The sequence below is a fragment of the Sporocytophaga sp. genome (assembly GCF_017745095.1).
Classification (GTDB): Bacteria; Bacteroidota; Bacteroidia; order Cytophagales; family Cytophagaceae; genus Sporocytophaga.
This window is the reverse complement of record NZ_JAGHZZ010000008.1, coordinates 48741-71022: the sequence shown is the minus strand read 5'-3', so window position 1 is coordinate 71022 and position 22282 is coordinate 48741. Positions and strand designations below refer to the sequence as shown.

General features: G+C 35.1%; 23 protein-coding genes and 1 tRNA gene. 20 read left to right on the top strand and 4 right to left on the bottom strand.

The features are described 5' to 3' along the window. A complete protein-coding gene (locus J7604_RS13465) occupies positions 1-1428 on the bottom strand; it encodes a M17 family metallopeptidase (RefSeq protein ID WP_293896854.1) in 1428 nt (475 codons plus the stop codon). Positions 1429-1627: 199 nt separating this feature from the next. Here J7604_RS13465 and rsmA point away from each other — a divergent pair, with 199 nt between their 5' ends. From rsmA to J7604_RS13440, 5 genes are all read left to right on the top strand, one after another. Beyond that, positions 1628-2404, top strand: coding sequence for a 16S rRNA (adenine(1518)-N(6)/adenine(1519)-N(6))-dimethyltransferase RsmA (gene rsmA, locus J7604_RS13460; protein WP_293896853.1), 777 nt, complete (start codon positions 1628-1630; stop codon positions 2402-2404). 4 nt (positions 2405-2408) lie between these two features. Then, positions 2409-3761, top strand: coding sequence for a magnesium transporter (gene mgtE, locus J7604_RS13455; RefSeq protein WP_293896852.1), 1353 nt, complete (start codon positions 2409-2411; stop codon positions 3759-3761). 8 nt (positions 3762-3769) lie between these two features. Further along, positions 3770-4705: an NAD(P)-dependent oxidoreductase gene (locus J7604_RS13450; RefSeq protein WP_293896851.1), complete on the top strand. Its 936-nt coding sequence runs from the start codon at positions 3770-3772 to the stop codon at positions 4703-4705. Between the two features lie 93 nt (positions 4706-4798). After that, the gene (gene greA, locus J7604_RS13445) at positions 4799-5269 is read left to right on the top strand and encodes a transcription elongation factor GreA (protein ID WP_293896850.1); all 471 of its coding nucleotides are present in this window, start codon (positions 4799-4801) and stop codon (positions 5267-5269) included. Then, positions 5269-5661 carry an HIT family protein gene (locus J7604_RS13440; protein WP_028979500.1) on the top strand — a complete coding sequence of 131 codons (393 nt, stop codon included), beginning with the start codon at positions 5269-5271 and terminating at the stop codon, positions 5659-5661. Before greA ends, J7604_RS13440 begins: the two co-directional genes overlap by 1 nt. A gap of 76 nt (positions 5662-5737) precedes the next feature. Here J7604_RS13440 and ruvC read toward each other — a convergent pair whose 3' ends face one another. Beyond that, the gene (gene ruvC, locus J7604_RS13435; protein ID WP_293896849.1) at positions 5738-6319 is read right to left on the bottom strand and encodes a crossover junction endodeoxyribonuclease RuvC; all 582 of its coding nucleotides are present in this window, start codon (positions 6317-6319) and stop codon (positions 5738-5740) included. A gap of 84 nt (positions 6320-6403) precedes the next feature. Between ruvC and J7604_RS13430 the strand changes: the two genes are divergently transcribed. The 5 genes from J7604_RS13430 to J7604_RS13410 are packed head-to-tail and all read left to right on the top strand — an operon-like array spanning position 6404 to position 11166. Further along, positions 6404-7312 carry a lysylphosphatidylglycerol synthase domain-containing protein gene (locus J7604_RS13430; RefSeq protein ID WP_293896848.1) on the top strand — a complete coding sequence of 303 codons (909 nt, stop codon included), beginning with the start codon at positions 6404-6406 and terminating at the stop codon, positions 7310-7312. Further along, positions 7312-8448 carry a glycosyltransferase gene (locus J7604_RS13425; protein ID WP_293896847.1) on the top strand — a complete coding sequence of 379 codons (1137 nt, stop codon included), beginning with the start codon at positions 7312-7314 and terminating at the stop codon, positions 8446-8448. The genes J7604_RS13430 and J7604_RS13425 overlap by 1 nt, the downstream gene beginning before the upstream one ends. Next, entirely contained in the window at positions 8417-8707 is a 291-nt protein-coding gene (locus J7604_RS13420; protein ID WP_293896846.1) for a transporter, read from the top strand. Before J7604_RS13425 ends, J7604_RS13420 begins: the two co-directional genes overlap by 32 nt. 1 nt (position 8708) lies before the next feature. Beyond that, positions 8709-9959, top strand: a complete 1251-nt coding sequence (locus tag J7604_RS13415) for an ABC transporter permease (protein WP_293896845.1) — start codon at positions 8709-8711, stop codon at positions 9957-9959. Beyond that, positions 9931-11166: a PP2C family protein-serine/threonine phosphatase gene (locus J7604_RS13410; protein ID WP_293896844.1), complete on the top strand. Its 1236-nt coding sequence runs from the start codon at positions 9931-9933 to the stop codon at positions 11164-11166. Before J7604_RS13415 ends, J7604_RS13410 begins: the two co-directional genes overlap by 29 nt. On the opposite strand, the gene J7604_RS13405 is transcribed toward J7604_RS13410, so the two are convergent. After that, the gene (locus J7604_RS13405; protein WP_293896843.1) at positions 11153-12268 is read right to left on the bottom strand and encodes an O-antigen ligase family protein; all 1116 of its coding nucleotides are present in this window, start codon (positions 12266-12268) and stop codon (positions 11153-11155) included. The two genes, J7604_RS13410 and J7604_RS13405, sit on opposite strands and share 14 nt — an antisense overlap. A gap of 332 nt (positions 12269-12600) precedes the next feature. Continuing rightward, positions 12601-13461 carry a hypothetical protein gene (locus J7604_RS13400; protein WP_293896842.1) on the bottom strand — a complete coding sequence of 287 codons (861 nt, stop codon included), beginning with the start codon at positions 13459-13461 and terminating at the stop codon, positions 12601-12603. 50 nt (positions 13462-13511) lie between these two features. On the opposite strand from J7604_RS13400, the gene J7604_RS13395 reads away from it, so the two are divergent. From J7604_RS13395 to J7604_RS13350, 10 genes are all read left to right on the top strand, one after another. Further along, complete coding sequence (locus J7604_RS13395) at positions 13512-14966, top strand: oligosaccharide flippase family protein (protein ID WP_367113570.1); 1455 nt, start codon at positions 13512-13514, stop codon at positions 14964-14966. 15 nt (positions 14967-14981) lie between these two features. Beyond that, positions 14982-16109 carry a glycosyltransferase family 1 protein gene (locus tag J7604_RS13390; protein ID WP_293896841.1) on the top strand — a complete coding sequence of 376 codons (1128 nt, stop codon included), beginning with the start codon at positions 14982-14984 and terminating at the stop codon, positions 16107-16109. 4 nt (positions 16110-16113) lie between these two features. Beyond that, complete coding sequence (locus J7604_RS13385; protein ID WP_293896840.1) at positions 16114-16761, top strand: polysaccharide deacetylase family protein; 648 nt, start codon at positions 16114-16116, stop codon at positions 16759-16761. After that, positions 16758-17864 (top strand): glycosyltransferase, encoded by a 1107-nt coding sequence (locus J7604_RS13380; RefSeq protein ID WP_293896839.1) that lies wholly within the window; start codon positions 16758-16760, stop codon positions 17862-17864. The genes J7604_RS13385 and J7604_RS13380 overlap by 4 nt, the downstream gene beginning before the upstream one ends. Before the next feature lie 3 nt (positions 17865-17867). Further along, complete coding sequence (locus tag J7604_RS13375) at positions 17868-18644, top strand: TatD family hydrolase (protein ID WP_293896838.1); 777 nt, start codon at positions 17868-17870, stop codon at positions 18642-18644. Then, a complete protein-coding gene (locus J7604_RS13370) occupies positions 18616-19695 on the top strand; it encodes an asparaginase (protein WP_293896837.1) in 1080 nt (359 codons plus the stop codon). Before J7604_RS13375 ends, J7604_RS13370 begins: the two co-directional genes overlap by 29 nt. Positions 19696-19796: 101 nt before the next feature. Further along, a tRNA-Ser gene (locus tag J7604_RS13365) sits at positions 19797-19884 on the top strand. Between the two features lie 510 nt (positions 19885-20394). Next, positions 20395-20838 carry a transposase gene (locus tag J7604_RS13360; RefSeq protein WP_293897121.1) on the top strand — a complete coding sequence of 148 codons (444 nt, stop codon included), beginning with the start codon at positions 20395-20397 and terminating at the stop codon, positions 20836-20838. 209 nt (positions 20839-21047) lie between these two features. Further along, on the top strand, positions 21048-21497 hold the full coding sequence (locus tag J7604_RS13355; RefSeq protein ID WP_293896836.1) for a hypothetical protein: 450 nt from the start codon (positions 21048-21050) through the stop codon (positions 21495-21497). A 236-nt stretch (positions 21498-21733) separates the two neighbouring features. Then, positions 21734-21940: a hypothetical protein gene (locus J7604_RS13350; RefSeq protein WP_293896835.1), complete on the top strand. Its 207-nt coding sequence runs from the start codon at positions 21734-21736 to the stop codon at positions 21938-21940. Positions 21941-22282: the final 342 nt, after the last annotated feature.

Sequence of the window (22282 nt, the reverse complement as noted above, 5' to 3'; positions counted from 1 at the left end):
TTAGTTTTGTTGACTTATTTTTTTGAAAAAATCATAAAATAACCGAACGCCTGCTCCGGTGCCGTTTTTTCCTCTATAGCTATCTTCAGAAGTTAAAAATGCACTTCCCGCAATGTCCAGGTGCACCCAGTCATATTTTACGAAATGTTGCATAAATTTCCCTGCAGTAATAGCACCGGCATCCCCGGATCCTATATTTTTTAAATCAGCTATGTCAGATTGTAATTGTTTTCCATATTCTTCCCAAAGAGGAAATTCTACCAGACGTTCATAAACCTCTTTTCCTGAATTTTCCAGCATGGTTTTATAATCTTGTTTTGCCGTCCCCATATATACAATCCCTTCTTTCCCAATAGCTCTGGCAGCAGCTCCGGTTAATGTTGCAAGGTCTGCCACAAAAAGAGGATCATATTGGGCTGCATAAGCCAATGCATCAGCCAGTATTAGTCTGCCCTCGGCATCAGTGTTCAAAACTTCGACAGTGGTGCCATCATACATTTTAATTACATCTCCTGGAGTCATGGCATTACCGTCAGGTCGATTTTCCGTAGCTGGCACCAGACCTATAATATATAACGGAAGTTTAGTTTTGGCTATAGCATATAATATTCCTGCAACTGCTGCTCCTCCAGCCATGTCAGACTTCATGAGGTCCATGGAATTGGGGGTTGGCTTTAGTGATAAGCCTCCAGTGTCATAGACAACGCCTTTTCCGATAAGGACATAAGGCCTGGTATTTATGGCATTTGCCGGTTTGTATTCAGAAATGATAAATGTCGGTGGATTAGGGCTGCCTAAGTTAACACTGATCAGGCCTCCCATTTTTAACTCCGTAATCTTTTGTTTGTCAAATACTTCAACTTTAAATCCGGCTTTATTACCCAAAGATTTAAATTCATCCCCAAATTGCTCTGCTGTCAAAAAATTGACCGGTTCATTAACAAGGTTTCTTGTATGGTAAACTCCTTCTATAAGATTTTGCAGATCGAGAATATCAGATTCTTTTAAGTCTTCAGAATAGATATTGATATTTTCAGGATAGGGGGTAGATGCTGTAGATTTGTATTTGCTGAAATTATAAGCACTCAAGGCCATACCTTCTGTTAAGGCAAGCAAGCCTTCATGGAAAGAGCCTGCAATCTGAATTGTTTTTAGTTTTTCTTTTTTTAACAAAGAGCATAATTCGGCTCCAGTTTTTCTTAATTTTTCTTTGCCGGAATAATCAAGAACCTTGCTGCTGAAATTAATGATATAGACGTTTCTATAGAGTTGATTGACTGCTATTATGGACGTTGATTCCATCCTTTTTTCAACATATTCAATTTCCTCGGCTTTAGTTAGGTATTGTTTTACTTCAGCGATTGATTCTGCCAGAATAGCCAGATTTTCTTTTTCAGAAATGTTTCCTTCAAAATTTAACCGAATCATACTTTCATTATTCTGTGAACGGCAAATTTATCATTTCCCTTTTAAAACAAAAACAGCATACTTCAATAGAAATATGCTGCCTTTGAAAATTTACGAAACAGGTACGAAAAAGAAAAAACTAAAATATTACCATATAATTGCTATTTAATCTGAATACCTGTAATGTGAAAAAGGTAACCTTAAATGATTACTTTTGGGGATGAAATCTGTAAAACCTAAAAAATTTCTTGGTCAGCATTTTCTTAATGACCTAAGTATTGCGAAAGATATTGTAGACGGACTGACTGGTTATAAGGGATATACAAATGTTCTGGAAATTGGTCCTGGGATGGGTGTGCTGACTGATTTTTTATTACAGGAAAAAAAATACTCTTTGTATGTCAGCGAGATAGACAAGGAATCTGTTCAATATCTGAAAATAAAATATCCTGAATTAAATAATAATATCATAGAAGGAGATTTTTTGAGACTTCCTTTAGAAAAATATTTTGAAGGTCAATTCGCCATTATTGGAAATTTCCCATATAACATTTCTTCTCAAATCTTTTTTAAAGTTCTAGATTACAAAGAACAGGTTGTGGAAGTAGTCGGAATGCTTCAGAAAGAAGTTGCTAAAAGATTAACTTCTGGTCCTGGAAATAAAGATTATGGAATCCTTAGTGTATTGCTTCAAGCATACTACAATATGGAATACTTATTTACTGTTGATGAACATGTATTTAACCCTCCTCCCAAAGTTAAATCTGGTGTAATACGGATTCGTCGTAATGAGCGTACTACAATGCCGTGTTCTGATGAGGACTTCAAAAAAATAGTCAAACAAAGTTTTAGTAGCAGAAGGAAGACCTTGAGAAATGCCCTAAAAAGTCTAAATTTGCCAGAATCTGTACTTACCAATCCTATCATGGAGAAGCGTGCAGAACAATTATCCGTAGAGGATTTTATTAATCTAACCTGTATGATAATCAAAGAGTAGAGCGATGCAGTTTGAGTTGACAGAGGAATATTTGGATTCATTCATTCAGGCGGTCGATGCCAGAAAGAATTCATGGATCAGGGAGCAATTGGATGAATTGCATCCTCAGGATATATCTTCTGTAGTGCATGAACTAGATCCAGATCATTCTACATATGTAATAAAACTGCTTGAGAATGAAACCGGAGCTCAAGTCATTAGAGAGTTGGATTCTGACTATAGAAAAAAGCTTCTAAAGGAATTTACTCCCGATGAAATAGGCGCATACATTAGTTTCATAGATTCAGATGATGCTGTTGATATAATCAATGAGTTACCTGTTAAAACCAAGGAAGAAGTAATTTCCCTTGTTGATAACAAAGAGAAAGCTGATCACATCAGAGACCTGATTCACTATGATGAAGATTGCGCAGGTGGTTTGATGGCTAAAGAGTTGATTCGCGCGAACCTTAACTGGACTGTAACCCAATGCATAGAGGAAATAAGAAGACAGTCAAGAAATGTTTCCAGAATATATTCAGTATATGTGGTAGATAATCTTGATAAACTTCTCGGAATAGTATCTCTAAAAAAAATGCTGCTTGCAGATGATAATACATTGATCGCCGATATATATGAACCTGAGATTATTGCAGTAGAAACATTTATCAGCGCGGAAGAGGTATCTCAGATCATGGAAAAGTATGACCTTGAAGCTATTCCTGTTGTAAATGTTCATGGAAAGCTTCTTGGCCGAATTACCATTGACGACGTTGTAGACGTTATCAAAGAAAGGGCTGAACAGGATATTCAGATGATGGCAGGTATCAGTGGTCCTGCAGAAGATGATGACAGTGTTTGGACTTTATCTAAGGTAAGATTACCCTGGCTTATTATTGGTATGTCTGGCGGTATGCTGGGTGCAAAATTTATAGGACTATTTGAAAAAGATATAAGTCTGATACCTGCAATGGCATTTTTCATTCCGTTGATTACAGCAACAGGAGGAAACGTGGGTATACAGACAAGTTCCGTTGTTGTTCAGTCACTGGCAAAAGAGTCTGGATATGGAGCATTCAACTTCGCTAGTTTTTTGAAAGTATTGATTGTGGCGTTAATTAATGGAATCGCATTGAGTTCTCTTGTATTCGGTCTGAATATGGTTTTAGGGGAAGATATGAAATTGGCGATTATCGTTTCAACTGCACTTATGAGTGTTGTTTTACTTGCCACAGTGATGGGAACCATAACACCTTTGGTGTTAGATAAATTAGGCTTTAATCCTGCCCTTGCTGCCGGTCCTTTCATTACTACAGCCAATGACCTTCTTGGCCTTGCAATTTATTTTCTTGTGGCGCAGTCGCTTTATCATTTATAAAAGAAATCATGAAATTTATTATTGTAGATGAAATGCATCCTTCAATAGTCTCTATGTTGGAAGGAATTGGCATTGTACCTGATTACAGACCCTCTGTCACCAGAGTTGATCTTCTAAAGATTATAATGAACTATGATGGACTGATGGTGCGAAGCAAAGTAAGGATTGATAAGGAGTTACTAGATATTGCAACTAATTTAAAGATAATAGCAAGAGCAGGTGCTGGGCTTGATCAAATTGATATTGAAGAAGTCGAACATAGAAAAATAAAAGTTGTAAATGCTCCTGAAGGAAACAGGGATGCAGTTGGTGAACATGCTGTAGGAATGCTTCTTTCACTAATGAATAAGATGCAGACAGGAGATAAGGAAGTGAGGAATGGAATATGGAAGAGAGAAAAAAACAGAGGATATGAAGTAGGTGGACTCACCATTGGAATAATAGGTTATGGCAACATGGGTAAAGCGTTTGCTAAAAGGATCAAAGGTTTCGGATGCAGGGTGATAGCATATGATAAATATTTATCAGGATATGGGGATGAATTTGCTGAAGAAGTTTCAATGGAAGAGATATTTAAAGATGCTGACGTTTTAAGCTTACATATCCCATTGACAGAAGTTTCAAGAAGAATGGTTGATAAAAAATTTATAGAAAACTTTAAAAAGGATTTCTGGTTAGTAAATACCGCCAGAGGAGAAGTTGTGCTACAGGCAGATTTAATAGATGCGTTAAATTCTGGTAAGATAAGGGGAGCAGCATTAGATGTTCTTGAAAACGAAAAATTTGAAACATTAACATCAATACAAAAACTTAATCTTGAAAATCTGGTTGAAAGAGAAAATGTGCTGTTCACCCCGCATGTAGCAGGGTGGACCTATGAATCATTGGTTAAAATTAATGAGGTGTTAGTTGAAAAGCTCAGAGAATCAATAGCTAAGATTTGAGGGTTTGGAATTGGTTAAAAAAATCTTAATTTTGATTCCTGAACGGTTGAGGAAGCCGTTTTTTTTATTGTACCTAAGCAATTGCAAAGAGATATGGCATACACATATTACACAGAAGAAGGACTTAGAAAGTTAAAGGATGAGCTTGCTATGCTCAAAACTAGAGGGCGTGCCGATATGGCTAAGCAAATAGCGGAAGCTCGTGATAAAGGAGATTTAAGTGAGAACGCAGAGTATGATGCAGCGAAAGATGCTCAGGGATTGCTTGAATTAAAAATCAGTAAACTGGAAGATGTAGTTGCCAATGCTCGTATTATCGATGAGAGTAGCATTGATACTTCCAAAGTATCAATCTTATCTAACGTTAAAATAAAAAATAAAAAGACGAATGCCATCGTCAATTATATACTAGTATCTGAAGAAGAGGCGGATCTTAAGAGTGGGAAGATCTCTGTAAAATCACCAATTGGCAAAGGTTTGCTTGGGAAAAAAATTGGAGATTCCGCATATATAGATGTACCTGCAGGAAAACTTGAGTTTGAAATCTTAGATATCAGCAGATAATGGCAAGCATCTTTACAAAAATTATAAACGGTGAAATTCCAGGTTATACAATAGCTGAGGATGATCGCTGTTATGCATTTTTGGATATTTCTCCTTTAGTAGTAGGGCATACGCTTGTAGTGCCTAAAACAGAAATCGATTATATTTTTGATATGGATGATGAGCTGCTGGCTCACCTTCACGTGTTCAGCAAAAAAGTTGCAAAGGCTGTGCAAAAGGCTGTTCCTTGCAAGCGTATTGGTATTGCAGTCATTGGACTTGAAGTACCGCATACCCACATTCATCTTGTGCCTATGAATTCTGCAAACGATCTCAACTTTACAAGACCTAAACTTACTGTTGCAAAAGAGGTGATGGAGGAAACTCAGAAAAAAATAAAGAGTTATCTTTAATTACCTGTTATTAAAAATAAAAAGAGGCTGTCTTGCTATGAAGACAGCCTCTTTTTATTGAATTGATTATTCTCGATTATTTTTTTTTGCCAGATACAATTCTGTCCGGATTGTCTTTGAGAAAGGAAGACCAGTTGCCAGACGCCACCTTCAATGCTCCACCCTGGAAATGGTGGCATAATGCAACAGCAAGAGCATCAGTTGCATCAAATAATTTAGGGGCTTCTTGAATTTTAAGCAAATTACAAAGCATACTAGATACTTGCTCTTTTGACGCATTTCCATTGCCAGTAACGGATTGTTTAACTTTCTTAGGTGCATATTCACAAATAGGAACTTCTCTGGATATAGCAGCTGCAATCGCTACACCTTGAGCTCTTCCTAATTTGAGCATAGACTGAACATTTTTTCCGTAAAAAGGAGATTCAATTGCCATTTCGTCTGGATGGTATTCATCTATCAGCTGAACAACCCTTTCAAAAATTTTACTTAATTTTATTCCATGGTTGCTATATTTACTCAGGTGAATTACCCCAAATTGAAGAAGGCTAATCTTGCTTTTCTGGATATGAATAAGGCCGTATCCCATGATAGTAGTACCAGGATCCACACCTAAAATTATTTTATCCTTCTCTATTTCTTTTCCTTTAGAAATCATTCAATGCAAGTTAACCACATCCTTTCGGCTTTAAAAGAGAAAATTAATCCCAATTTTTCCCTTTTAATTAAGTCATTGGTATTTATGCTTTCCTTATTTATTATTTTTTATACAGTAAATAAAAAAGATGAACTTACCGGAAATTACTTTTTCGAAATTATAAATTCCTGGAAAAATAATTCGTGGATGATCTGCTTTGCAATTTTATTAATGCCAATAAACTGGGGACTTGAAGGTTTAAAATGGAAGTTTCTAGCTTCTAAAGTAGAGAAAACTTCATTTTGTAGTGCCTTGGAAGGAGTTATATGTGGAACTACTTTTGGGTTTATTACTCCTCATGGACTGGGAGATTATATTGGTCGAATTTTAAATATGAAAAGTTCTGAGAGGTCTAAGGCTTTAGGTGCAATATTTCTGAGCAGGATCGCACAATTTTATTCTACTATCTATTTTGGCAGTATTTCAGTCTTCTTTTTACTCTTCTCGTGGTTTTCATTTTCCGGATCTCAGAAAAAAGTCATTATAATTACCTTGCTTCTATTTCATATATTACTTCCAGCTTTAATTTTTTTTCGAGAAAATATTTTAAGGTATCTGGAAAAAAGCAAAAGATTGAAGCACGTTGCCAGTTATTTTTTAATTATTAAAAATTATGATCTGAGAGAAATATTTTTGGTGATTGCATTATCAGCTTCCCGTTATCTCATTTTCCTATTTCAATTTATTTTGATATTCAATTACTTTCATATTAAAACCGACTTGTTTTTTCAATTTCTCGCCGTACCATTTGTCTTTCTAATTAAATCTTTAATACCTACGATATTCGATTTAGGTGTAAGGGAAGCGGCTGTGGTATTTATTTTTAAGGAAGAAGCGGTTGATTTACAAATGGTATTGTACTCAAGTCTCACAGTTTGGCTATTGAATGTATTGACGCCTTCAATAGTGGGATTATTTCTTATTTTCAGGCTAAAAATTAAAGGACCCTTTTGATGCTGATAGTTATTGCTCTATTTTTTTTGATTTATACAGTTGCACTTATATGGGCTATCAGTAAATGGAGAAAAATGCAATTATGGTCCAAAAATTTAGATGTGTCGCCGCTAGGTAAGTTTGTGTCAGTTATTATTCCTGTAAGAAATGAAGAACTGAATATTTTAAGTTTGCTTACCGATTTGTCTAAGCAACGATATCCAAAGAGTCAATATGAAGTCATTGTTATTGACGATGGATCTGAGGATTTTACAGTTTCCTTAGTTCATGAGTATCGAGAGATGACAGATATCCAGTTGGGAATTCTTATTTCTATTGATTATCAATCAAATGCTGCTCCAAAGAAAAAAGCGATTGAATATGGAATTTCAAGAGCCCAAGGAGATTTAATATTGACGATAGACGGCGACTGTCGATGCGGTGAAAATTGGATTGCAACAATGGCGGGGATGCTTGAAGTATCAGAATCTAAGATGGTTTGTGGGCCGGTAGGATTCTATACTAAGGGGACATTGTTTGAGAAAATGCAGCAAATTGAATTCAGTGCGGTAATGGGCACAGGAGGGGTTTGCTTGGCTTCAGGATTTCCAACAATGGCCAATGGGGCAAACCTTTGTTATGAAAAAAAAGCATTTTATGAAGTAGGTGGATTTAATGGATTTGAAAAGATAGCTTCGGGAGATGATGAATTTCTTTTGCATAAAATTTATGAGAGATATCCGGGAAAAGTATTATTTGCATGTAGGCCAGAGGCATTGGTGATGACTTATCCTAAAGATTCAGTCAAAGAATTTTTGGAACAAAGGAAACGATGGGCAGGCAAGTGGAAAATGCATAAGAACAAAAGAAATCAGTATTTGGCACTATTTATTTTTTTAGTGAATTTTTTATTTTTAGTTTCGGGCGCATATTCATTAGTGGATAAAATGGGTGTGCTTGTTTTTGCAGGTTTTGCCATTGTAAAATTCGTTACAGAATTTTTATTTCTGAAACAGGTTTCTCGGCTTTTAAATCATCAATTTAATCTGATAGAATTTGCAATTACATGGGCCTTTTATCCGTTTTATGTTATAACTATTGGATTATTAAGTAATTCTGGTAGTTTTGTTTGGAAAGGAAGAGATATTAAAAACTGAGAAATTGACACCACAAGAATACGACATTCTGGATGAGCTTTATTTTATTTGCACCTTGGACCAATTGTTGAAAAATTTAACAATGGATGATTCAGAATTAAGGAATCATTTGGAGCAACTTTTCCGTAAAGGGTGGGTGAAAGTTTTTTACAAAGGCACAGAAGATGAAGTCGAATCCGATGAAGTTTCAAAGGGACAATTCGAAAGTTACCATTTTCTAGCTACCAAAGCAGGATTAAAAGCTCATAACACCTTATAAAGTGGTTAAGTCGAAAGAGAATACCGTTAAAACACCTTCTTATTATGTTCGCAAGCGGCTATGGAAAAATAAGCCAGCAATTGCCGGATTTATAGTTATTGTTCTTGCTCACATCATTGCAATTCTTGGTTATTTAATAATGCCTGATCATACTCCTAATGCGAATGACGGCTCCGCTCTTATTAAAAAGAAACATATAGGGTTTGAATGTACCTTGTTGAAATTCAGGAAAAATAGAGAAATTGAGAGGGGGAATTTTCTGGAGAAGATGTATATGGGACAAGAAAGTGATTTTATTATTCAACCTGTCAGTTCTTATCAGATTAAAAACCTTAAGGTTTATTATTCCCTTTTTGGAAAAGAAGATGAAACAGAATCTGCCGATATCGTTGCTGTTACTAAGAACCTTTTTGTAGGTACTTCCCCGAAACTTAAGCCTGATTCTGTCTACAACTATTCTGTAAAAGATGATGTCATTACTTACCTTGATTTAAATGAAAAGACGGTTCAAATCACAAAAGAGGAACTGTTAAGAGATTTTCTGGACCATAATATTGAAAAAAGAAAGTATCTGTTGGGAACAGATAAGGCAGGTCGGGATATCCTAAGCAGGTTATTGTTTGGGACACGTATTTCACTTTCTATAGGATTTATTTCTGTATTAATTTCCATTTTGGTGGGCGTTACTCTCGGTGCCTTGAGTGGTTTTTTTGGCGGAACAACTGATAAGTTTATAATGTGGCTAATGACAGTAGTGTGGTCTATTCCAAGTATCATGCTTGTTATTGCCATAAGCCTTGCTTTACAAAGCAGAGGAGTTTGGGTTGCATTTGTAGCAGTAGGATTAACGATGTGGGTTGAAGTAGCAAGGGTTGTGAGAGGCCAGATTTTAAGCTTAAAGGAAAAACTTTACGTTGAAGCTGCAAAAGCGCTGGGAGTTGGTGATCTCAGAATAATATTTGTGCATATCCTTCCCAATATTGTTGGGCCTTTGATTGTAATTGCTACCGCGAACTTTGCATCTGCTATCTTAATTGAGGCAGGGTTAAGTTTTCTTGGTCTTGGAGTACAACCTCCAATGCCTTCTTGGGGGATGATGGTTAATGAAGGTTATGGATCAATGCTCGCAAAAGATTCTGGTTATCTGGTGGTACTTCCTAGTTTATGTATTTGTATTCTTGTTTTGGCTTTTAACTTATTCGGAAACGGCTTAAGAGACGCATATGATCCCCAAAGCGCCGTCAAATGGTGAAAAAGAAAGTGGTTTGGAAAACTCGCTGCAACTAAAGCAGCTGGAGTTAAACTCTCTACTTGAAGTAACTCAGGCAATTAATTTTAACTTGCCTGAAGAATCTTTATATAAGATATTTTACTTCACTTTAATAGCCAACCTTAAAATCAAGAAATTTGCCCTTTATGTTTTTGATTCTGGATGGAGTTGTAAGGTCAACTATGGTACTAAAACGAATTTTAAATCAATTGAATTAGATCAATCTTTTTTTAACGTTAGCAAAATATCGAAACTGGAAGAGACAGCTAATCAGTTTTCAGAATTTGATTTGCTGATTCCCGTTGCGCATAAATCACAATTGCTTGCTATTGTCTTTATTGGAGGTCTTGAACTTGGTGAAGAAAATACAGATGTATCTTTCGTTCAGACTTTTGCCAATATTATTACTGTGGCAATTGAAAATAAAAAGCTTGCCAGAAAAGAACTTCAACAGGAAGCCTTCCGGAAGGAGCTTGAAATTGCCCGAGATGTACAATCACATCTTTTTCCAACCTCTCTTCCAGATAATACAAGAGTTGTAATAGAAGCTGATTACTTACCACATCAGTCTATAGGAGGGGATTATTACGATTATGTACAATTAACAGAGGATGAATTTTTTATTTGTGTAGCTGATGTATCTGGCAAGGGGATACCTGCTGCACTTTTAATGTCCAATTTTCAGGCCTGTTTGAGAACGATGTTAAGGCAAACATCAGATCTTAAAAAGATTATCACAGAGCTTAATTACATTACTCGTCTGAATGCAAGAGGGGAAAGGTTTATTACTTTTTTTGCCATGATTGTAGATCTGAAACACAAGAAGGCAAGATATATTAATGCCGGTCATAATCCTGCTATTATTATTCAGGACGGAAATCCTGAAACCCTGGACAGTGGCACAACTATCTTAGGCATTTTTGAAGATCTCCCATTCCTTAGTGAGGAAATCCTGGAAATAAAAGAAAACTCGTTGTTATTTTTGTATACGGATGGTGTGACGGAAACATCAAATATAGATGAAGAAGAGTTTGGTATGGAACGATTTGTTCAATTGTTAAGAGAAAACACAACTCATGAAAATCAGGTCATACATAAAAAGCTTATGGAAGAACTGAATGCATTCAAAGGAAAAATAGCATTCCCTGATGATATTACCTTTGTGTCTTGTAAAATCAGAGGCTTTTAACCTGACCTTCTTTATTCCACTGATTGATTTTTGCAAGAATGGTGATTGAAACAAGGAAGAATGAACCTACCTTATCACTTTCCGTAAAATCCGAAAAAATCATACATATTACTATGGAAGTAAATGCTAGGTAAAACCCTGCAGTTAGATGTTTTAGATCAGGGTCTGAAGTTTCATTATAAATTTTACTTCCTCTAATGAAAACCATGATCACAAGAGATGCAAAAAGGAAAAATCCAACTAACCCTTGTTCTGTAAGAAATAAAAGAAAATTATTATGTGTAGTTGATTGTTCCGGATTGTCACTTACATAAGTCCTGAATCGATCAATGGCAAATTTTTTATATTCAGGATAGAAAGTGCCAGGTCCGGATCCCATAATAGGTTTCTCCTTTACCATATTTGCACCCGCCACCCATCTGTATACTCTTTCCATACCTGAAACATCTTTCATTGAATAAGTAGCTGCAAGATGTCCTTCAATATCACCTTCATGAAATATTGTAGTAGTATAATCAGATGCAAAATCAAGGTAATTGTCATTAGTAAATAAATAAGCAACCGAGCTAATGACTAAAATTACTGACATGGCTATAACCAAGGTTACTTTTCTGTAATTCATTAATTGATAAAAAATAATGCAAATAATCAATGCCAACCAGGAGCCTCTTGTATAGGAAGTGATAAGAGCAAATAAAAACAGAAACAGGATGAATTTCAGATAGAGTGTTTGTTTAATAGAAAACTTTGGAGTTGTTTTCATTAAAAACCAAGTTAACGGTATTCCAATCCCTATTACAGTAGCATAATAAACGTGGTTGACAAAAATAATTGAAGATATGTAATTAATATTTTCAAATGAAAAACCATCTATTGCATGGAGAATGATAGTGAAAAAAACACCTATAAATAAACCTCCTGTATATGCATATATAAATTTTTTGAGATCTCTTTTTGATCTGATAATTGAAAAAGTTAAAAACAGAAAGACTAGATAATAAACAGTTTTGGCTATGATGTATTTGATCGTTTTTAATTTGTCAATGGAGAATGGATACTCAAAAACTGCCCAGCAATAAAGAAGTAAAAGAATTATTATCATTGGATCTTTAAGTAGTCCAAGGTCATAATTTTTCTGAAATAGAAGGGAGATAATATAGATGAACGCAAGAACAAGTATTAAACCTTCAGAAGGAAGGCTTAGATTGCTGTTTCCGATAATAGGAAATTCTTTAGATAAAGGGAGAAAAAATATTAATACATAATAAACTAGCTCATAATCATAAAAGCAGAAGAGTCCAAAGGCACATAGCACTGGAATTAACAATACTAAGACGTTTTGAAAGCAAATTGCTGATATCCCACACAGTAATATTAGGATGGAGAATGAAATCAGAAGGGGCCTTGCTAATGTAGGTAATGAGTTCAATTGAATTAACCTTCTCTTTTTGAAAATGATTCAGCAATTGAGATAATAATAAATATTATTATCATAGAACCAACCACCCCAATTAAAATAACAAGAGCTTTTATTGGTTTTGCTTTGTCTAAAGCTGGTTTAGCAGGCTCCAGAATATAAAGTGTTTCGATTTTTTCATCCAAAACTTTTAATTCTTGCTGTACATCAGAGAGCTTAGTATAGTTGTAAATGTATTCGTTCGCAAGAAAGTCAGTATTGAATGCTGTATAATTTTGATTAGGTTTAAGGTTTTCAATTAGTTTTTGAATATCTTTTACTTTCTCCTCCTGACTTTTCAAATATCCTCTTAGAATTTGGTTGTTGATGATAGAAATAGGCTCTCTGTTTTTTTTATCTATAAACTTAATGATTTCATTTGCCATATCCGCTGCGATTTTCGCATCCTTGTCAAATACAATTACTTCTAGTCCACCGGCTAAAGGCGTTTTTTTGATTGTTACTTGATTCATAAATTCATCAAATACCCTTTTTTCTGCCTTTGCTTCAGATTTTTTGATATTGTATCTCTGATATAGATTAAACTTTTCAATCATATAAAAAGCCAATTCCCTGGATTCCCCAACTGCAAGTATTCTCTCAACCTCTTGTTCTCCTGCATATATACCAAATCCTGGACTCTTAACTAATGCAAATCTTGGATCGTAAGAACGTGGATCAAATGGATAGAAAATTACTACTGATTTGTAATATACGGGAAGTAAAAAGGCAACTATAGTGCTGACTACCAAACTTAAGAGGAATGCTCCTATAATCAGTTTTTTCCACCTTTTTATAACATCCCCAAAGCTTAATAAATTGAAATTATTCTCTTTCATTAAATGAATTTTAAAAATATTAAAGTTTAAAATTATATAATTTTGATAAAATTGTTACGATTTATTTAGTTTTAAGTGGGAAAAATTTAACGATTATCAGTAAAGTATTTAAAAACATCGGCCTTTCGGTTTTTCTGAATATCATGATCAAACCGATTTGGATAATTTTGGAAAATCTGGTTCAAAATAAAATCGGTCATGAAGATTATGGTTTATATTCTGCACTCTTCTCCTTCGGGTTTATATTTTTGATTTTAACAGATTTTGGGATTAATTATTATGTGACGAAATCAATTGCTCGAAATTCTTCTGAGACTGTGTCACTGTTTTCTCAAGTCACTTTGTTTAAAATTATCCTGACTATAATATTTCCAATTGCTTGCACATTTCTTGGTTATTTATGGGGGTATAAAAATGAACAACTGATTTTTCTTTTTTTTCTGTCACTCACAAATTCCTTGTTGCAATTTATCCTCTATGGAAAAGCAATTTTACAGGGAAAGCAAGAATTTTATCTGGATAGTTATTTGGGAATTTTGGATAAATTACTATTAGCCTTATTTACTTTTTTGTTGGTTATTTTTTCGAAAATCTCATTGGAAAGTTTTATTGCAGCCAGATTACTATCTGCTGTATTTACTGTTGGAATGGGCTATCATTTTCTGAAAAAAGTTATTGGAAGAATGCACCTGACATTTAATTGGGTAAAAATTAAAGATATAATTGTCAGCAGCCTGCCGTTTGCCTCAATGGCAGTGTTATATTCTGTAAATGATAAAATTGATCAGGTTCTTTTGGAGCGGTTGCTAGGAACGACTCCTACGGGGTTATATGCTGCCGCATACAGATGGCTGGATGCGACCATGATGTATATTTGGATTATTATGCCAATATTTTTTGCAAGATTTCCATTTTATAAAGAAGACAATCAGCAGGTGCAAAAGTTATTTAATGCTGCTCAGCTGATTGCAGCAATTCCAGTTATTCTAGCAGCTTCATTTGTTTTCTTTTATCCTGAAGTTTTGGTGTATTTCCTTAATAACAGTTCTGAATCTGAATTGATGGTGATTCAAGAATTGCTAAGAATTCTGTTTATTTCCTTATTATTAAATGGTTTCTTTAATATTTACTCAACTTACCTGAATGCAATGGGATATGTGAAAATTGTCAATATCTCTATTGTAATCAGTGTAGTTTTGAATATTCTGCTTAATTTTATGATAGTACCCACTTATGGTGTTATTGCTTCCGCGTGGATTACTGTAATATCAACATTCATATTGTGTGTATTTGCTTTTATCTTTACTGGAACAAGTACCGACATAAATGTTCCCTGGAAACTTTTATTCAAACTGTCGATACTTTTGATTCTTTTAGTGATAATGTTTGCAATGTGCAGGTATTATGATCTGAATTGGATTTTAGCAGGTATTATGTCCGTTATAATAACAGTTATATATTCTTTAGTCTGTGGGTTCAAACACACAATGCTGGAGTATAAGTAGAAAGGAATAATAAACTTGAAAATAGCCGTAAATACAAGATTCCTCTTAAAAGATAAACTTGAGGGAATTGGTACTTTCACATTTGAAGTTTTACAAAGAATGGTTAAGAATCATCCTGAACATGAATTTATATTCTTGTTTGACCGACCATTTCATAAGCAATTTTTATTTGCAGATAATATAAAACCCATTCAGCTTTTCCCTCCGGCCAGGCATCCATTCCTCTGGTTCTGGTGGTTTGAACTGGCAGTTCCGAAAGCTTTAAAAGAAGAAAAATGTGATCTGTTTATTTCTACAGATGGCTTTAATTCCTTGAGCTCTCATACGCCTTCCCTGATTGTAATACATGATCTAGCATATGAGCACACAAGGGGAGGTCTCAGTTATCTTATCTATAAATACCTTAAGTGGTTTGGTCCCAGGTACGCAAGAAAAGCTTCCAGGATAATTTCAGTTTCGGAATTTTCCAAACAGGATATTTCTAAATTATATAAGATTGATCCTGATCAAATAGACGTTGTCGGGAATGCTGCTAATGGTGAAAAGTTCCATCCTATCGCCCTTTCAAAACAGGAGGAATGCAGAAAAACATATAGTAAAGGCAAGCCTTATTTTATTTTTGTTGGAGCTCTGCATCCAAGAAAAAATATCATAAATCTACTTAAGGCTTTTGCTGAATTCAAATCTAAAACGCCCAATGATACAAAGCTGATGATCGTTGGCCGGAAAGGATGGGGAACCAAGGAAATATTTGAAACATTAGAGAGTAATCCTTTTAAAGATGATGTCATATTCACCGGCAGAGTGAGTAATGAAGAATACCGTCATCTATTGGGGGCGGCATTGGCACTCACTTATGTTCCTTTTATTGAAGGCTTTGGTATTCCGATTTTAGAAGCTCAAAAATGTGACTGCCCTGTTATTACATCAAATGTGACCAGCATGCCAGAGGTAGCAGGTGATTCTGCAATACTTGTAGATCCATATTCGGTTAGTTCAATTGCTGAAGGTCTATCTCAGATGGCTTTCGATCAGGGAAAGCGACAAAAGCTCATTGAGAAAGGGAGAGTGAATTGTGAAAGGTATAGTTGGGATACTTCAGCAGAATTATTCTGGAAGTCTGTAGAAAAATGCTTAGCTTAAACTTATGTATTTCAATAACTACACTTGGGCATTTCAACTATTGTATCCATCTTTGGTCTGGAAGAAAAAAGTAAAAGGTAACGAGCTTTTTCTGACCTTTGACGACGGTCCAGTGCCTGATGCTACGGAGTTTGTACTTGATGAATTAGACAAATGGAATGTTAAAGCTACTTTTTTTTGTGTAGGTGATAATGTTAGAAAGTATCCTCATTTGTTAAAGGACATTATTAAAAGAGGACACGTTGCAGGCAATCATACTTTTAATCATCTTAATGGATGGAAAAATGAGAATGAAAAATATTTTAACAATATAGCAAGCTGTCAGGCTGTAATTGATGAGGTTAAAAGAGAAGTAGGAATAGATCTAGGCTCGGTTAAAAAATTATTCAGACCACCTTATGGAAAGATAAAAAGTTCTCAGGCTAAAGAACTTCAAAAGTCTTACGAAATAATAATGTGGAACGTGCTCACTGGTGATTATGATCAAAATCTGAAAGAAGAGGAATGTCTTGCTAAATCTATTAAATACTCAACTCCAGGATCAATTGTGATTTTTCATGATAGTATCAAAGCAAGCAAGAATATGAAATATGTACTTCCTCGGTACATAGAATATTTTTTGTCCAAAGGTTTTGAATTTAAGACCTTATGAAAATCCTTTTAGCTGTTCTGTTAATTTATTTCCTCATTTACTTTATATATATACTTTTCCTTTTTGTTTTTTTTGAAAGGTTAAAACCATACATATCTAATCCTCCACTAAGTGACAAACCTCTGGTGTCTGTGTTAGTTGCTGCTCGTAATGAGGAAGATAATATAGGTGAATGTTTAAAGGCACTTGCCTCCATGGATTATCCTGAAGATAAATTTGAAGTGCTGATTGGTAATGATAGATCTGAAGATAACACCAGGTCTATAATACTGGAGTTTATAAAAACTCACAAGAAATTCAAGTTATTAGATATTACAGAAAATGTTGGCCAGGCTAAAGGCAAAGCCAATGTGCTTGCACAGCTTGCAAGAAAGGCGAATGGTGAATATCTTTTTATAACAGATGCTGATATTTCAATACCTGAAAATTGGGTTAAAGAAATGCTTGGCAATTATAAAAAATCATCAGGAACGGTCTCAGGTGTTACGATGATTAAAGGGGAGACTCTATTTGCAAAACTTCAAAGCATGGAGTGGATGCATGCATTTGGAATGGTTAAAGCCGTATCTGATCAAAACATTCCGGTTTCTGCCGTTGGAAATAACATGATGATTCCTCGCAGGGTTTATGAAGAAACAGGAGGATATGAAAACATTCCATTTTCAGTTACGGAAGATTTCGAACTTTTTAAGGCTACTCTGGATCTTGGTTATGATTATCAACAACTCATGGGACCTGGAGTGCTAGCATTTTCCAAACCTCTTGATAGCTTAAAAAGATTGTTAAATCAAAGGAGGAGATGGATGCACGGAGCCGTAAAAATACCTGTTGTGCTGTCCACATTGCTTTTATTGCAATCCTTGTTTTTCCCTGTCATTTTAGTCACAATGTTTATTGTACCCAACTTTGCAACTCTGGTTTGGTCAGGCAAATTGTTATTGCAGTATTCATTTATTAACAGAGTGTATAAAAAGCTTGATTATAAATTTCCTTTGTGGAAGTACATTGTCATTTATGAATTTTATACCGGATTTGTTTCATTATTAACTTTATTATATTACCTGAAGCCCGGTAAAATCGAATGGAAGGGCAGAAGATTTTAAATTATGGATTTTACTTATATAGATACACATGCGCATATATATGCTGAAGAGTTTGAAAAAGACACAACAGATGTGCTTGAAAATGCAAGATCATCTGGTCTGAAAAAACTCTTTATGCCTAATGTGGATTTGCAAAGCATTGACAGAATGCTTGAAATGGAGCACAGGTATCCGGATCTTTGTATACCCATGATGGGGCTCCATCCATGCTACGTAAAGAAGGATTTTGAAAAAGATCTTTATGAAATTGAAGCGTGGCTGAATAGAAGAAAATTTGCTGCAGTAGGAGAGATTGGTATAGATCTATATTGGGATACTACTCATAAAGACTGGCAGGAAGAAGCCTTTGCTATCCAGGTTCAGTTGGCAGCTAAGCATAATTTGCCTATAGCTATTCATTGTCGCAATTCTTACAGAGAAACTATGGATTTGTTATTGAAGGTTAAATCAGATAGTCAGACAGGAGTATTCCATTGTTTTACTGGTGATCAAAAGGATATTGATGAGATAAAAGAGATCGGATTTTACATTGGAGTGGGTGGAGTTATTACCTTTAAAAACAGTGGTCTCGATAAGGTTATGGAAACAGCAGACCTTTCAAATTTAGTTCTAGAAACGGATGCTCCTTATCTGGCACCAGTTCCATACAGAGGTAAAAGAAATGAACCAGGATATATTCCTTTTGTGGTAAAGAAGCTTGCGGAAGTCAAGAAATGTTCAGAGGAGGAGGTAGCTAAAGTAACTTCTTTAAATGCAGAAAAACTTTTTGGGAATGTTTAGTGATAAGATTAATCTGCATATTAACCCCGATGCTCAGGGGAGGTTGCTAATAATATATACAGGTGGTACCATGGGAATGCATTATGATCCTATGGTAAAATCCTTAGTGCCTTTTAATTTTTCTGATATCATTTCTACATTACCTGAGGTAGGTAGGTTCAATCTTACTCTTGAATTCATATCTTTTCTGAGACCTATTGATTCAAGCAATATGAAGCCAATTCATTGGATTGCGCTTGCAGAGCTAATTCATGAACAATACCAGAAATATGATGGTTTTGTGATTTTGCATGGAACTGATACCATGGCATATACAGCTTCAGCCTTGAGTTTCATGATGGAAAACCTTAATAAGCCAGTTATCTTTACTGGTGCACAGCTTCCTTTGTCAGAGGTTAGATCAGATGCAAGAGAAAATTTAGTGACAGCCATTGAGATAGCAGCAGCAAGAAAAGATGGAAAACCGGTTGTCAAGGAGGTTTGTATTTACTTTAATCATGCATTGATGCGAGGTAATCGATCAAAGAAGCTGCAGAGCAGTCATTTTGATGCTTTTCTATCTGAAAATTACCCTAATCTTGCTGAGGCTGGGGTTTCAATAGAATTTAACGAAACAGCCTTGTATAGTCCTGCTTACAAGCCATTTAAAATTTATACTGTGCTTGATTCCAATGTTCTTATAGTTAAGTTATTTCCGGGGATTAATAAAGAGGTTGTTGAGTGTCTGTTCAATACTGCAGGATTGAAAGGCGTTGTTCTGGAGACTTTTGGATCTGGTAATGCTCCGACGGATAAATGGCTTGAAGATGTTTTAAAAGAGGCATCAGAGAAGGGAATTGTTATATTAAATGTGAGTCAATGTATAGGCGGTACTGTTTTTCAGGGAAGGTATGATACAAGCAGACATTTGGAAAAATCAGGAGTAATCAGTGGCAAAAATATTACTACCGAAGCTGCTATTACTAAAATGATGTTTGTGCTTGCTAATAAACCTTTTAATGAAAATATCAGAGCCTCTTTGGAAGAATCAATCAGAGGAGAAATGGATTAACAGTATGATATATTGATTTATTTTATCAATCCTTTTTGTGTTTTGATAAAATGTTGGTTTCTTTGCACTCACTTTTTCCAAAATAGAGAAAATCTTTTCACAGAGAGGTGTCCGAGTGGTTGAAGGAGCACGCCTGGAAAGTGTGTATACCTCAAAAGGGTATCGAGGGTTCGAATCCCTTCCTCTCTGCATAATTTAAAGAAAGCCCTGAACTTCAGGGCTTTTTTTGTTTTGAACCCACCCCGCCATATTCCTTCTTTTATTCAATGATTCACTTCCCCTAGCCTACATTTTCATTCCACAAAATATGAGAGCAGTTAAAATTCTTATATCAGCTGGGCCGCGTTTGTCATCCTCGGAAGCTAGCGCGCTTTCAATGTCGTTAAGTTAAGGAAAATTCCTTAACTTAACGACATTGAAAGCGCTTTTGTAAAGCGTGCAATCTGTGACAGAGGGATAATTAAGATTGTTGTAGCTTCATATTGTATAAAGTGCCTTCGCATTTGTAATGCGAGAGTTTGAGAAAATATTTTTGAGTAGCCAGTTTTTGAAGAGCTGGCTATTTTTTTATTTTGAGACCCAAAACTAGCTATGTCAGATAAATACGGATTTAAGAATCACCAGCAAGGAATCTATTTTGTGACTCTTACGGTAGTATAGTGGGTAGATTTATTTACCCGCAAAGAATTACGTCTCTTAATTGTAGACTCTCTGAACTTTTGCATTAAGGAAAAAGGTCTTATAGTATACGCCTGGGTTATAATGCCCTGTCATATTCACATGATTATATCAGAGAAGAGGGATTTTGAATTATCAGATTTAATGCGAGATTTTAAAAAGTTTACAAGTAAGAAAATTATATCGGAGATTAAAGTAATAGGAGAAAGCAGGAGAGCGTGGCTACTTGAAATGTTTGAAAGAGCTGGAGAGTATCTGAAAAGGATAAAGAATTATAAAGTTTGGAAAGACGGGAGTAAAGCCAAAGGGATAGAAACTCTTTCATTTATGAATCAGAAATTAGATAACATTCATAATAATCCTGTAGAAGATATGATAGTGGAGAATCCGGAAGATTATTTGTTTAGTTCGGCAAGAGATTATTGTGGGCGGAAGGGATTAATCGTGATTGAGTTCTTGAGGTAGGTGAACTGCTTGATATAGTTTAGAGATATGTAAAAGAAGAAAGTGCAGCGGGGCACGCGTTTTGAAAACGCGCGCCAGCCAAGAGTTGATGGGAAATATGAAAGACCTAAGAATGCTGGACGTCAACCATGGACTAATGTTAGACAAAGAATTCGTATTGTTAAATCTATTGAAGAATTGGAAAGCTTATTTTATAAATAATTGAAAATATGAAAAGTAAACTTGTATGCTTTTTAGTGACGTTTATTTTAACAGGGTGTTATAGAGGGCCTGATAGAAGCGAGTATATTGGAAGGTACGAATTTTTAAATGTGTCTCCACCTGAAATTTATGGTGGAGATGCGATTTATAAGGAATTCTATTTACTAAATGCAAAAAAGCTAAATGGATCATTTATAAAAATAAATGAAGATGGAAGTTTTTTTTTAAAAAATAGTTTATTTAAAGATAGCGTCGGTTTTTGGGAGGCAGATTATAATAATGAAAATGGTGGATATTTATATTTGAAATTTAAAAATTATCCAACAAGCGCTTTGTTTTATTATGGAGAGGATGGTTATAAAATCCTATATCCATCAAGTAATCTATTTTGTGAAGAGCAAATATTTGAACAAAAGCAGTACCAACGAACTTTAGGATTAACATATGTGAAGAAATAACCCCCTGTGTCGTGCTAAAAAAAGTTTACAGGTTGGATTGGTAATCCGGTTATAGATTTACACTTTTTTATTAATCCTAAAATCGCTTTACATTTGATCAGCTGGGCCGCGTTTGTCATCCTCGGAAGGCTAGCGCGCGGTGTGCCGAGAATGAAAAGCGGTTGGTATATTAATGAAAAAGGTGAAATCGAATGGTTTGACTCTCAGGAATCGGTGATTTGCGCAACCAAGCAAAAATGGGTAAATATTGGTCAAAAGTTAAACCTGTTACAGCGTCACTAGGCTTGACAAGTGCAGATATTTTGATTGCACAGGCAAATTTAGTTAAAGGAGCTGAGCCTGGAGGACCTTTTTCGTCAACAGAGAGTATTTCAAAATTAGGACATATGCGTGATGATGGAAAATTTGCGATTAAAGATAATTTTATTCCCTTCCTGGGTTAAGTCTGTTATTCGGTTTTCTGGCTGAAATCTTTTGACTTCTGCCTACAAATGAGAGCAAGTCAATTGACTTGCGGTTATAAAGGCAGGCAAATTTAAAATTCAAGATAGTCTTCAAATAGCCCAGATATTTATCGGGGCTATTTTTGTCTGAATCAGGATTTACAGAATTTTAGGGTAAACAGGATTCTTATTTTGGTTAAAGCTTGCAATTTCAGTTTTGGTGAGAATTTGAAAAATGGAGTTTTATTTTTGATTTATAAATTAGATTTTTCCTATAATCTTGTAAATCCAGATTCAGACAATTTTTATGATAATCCTGTTAGGGTCAGTATTATTAGATGT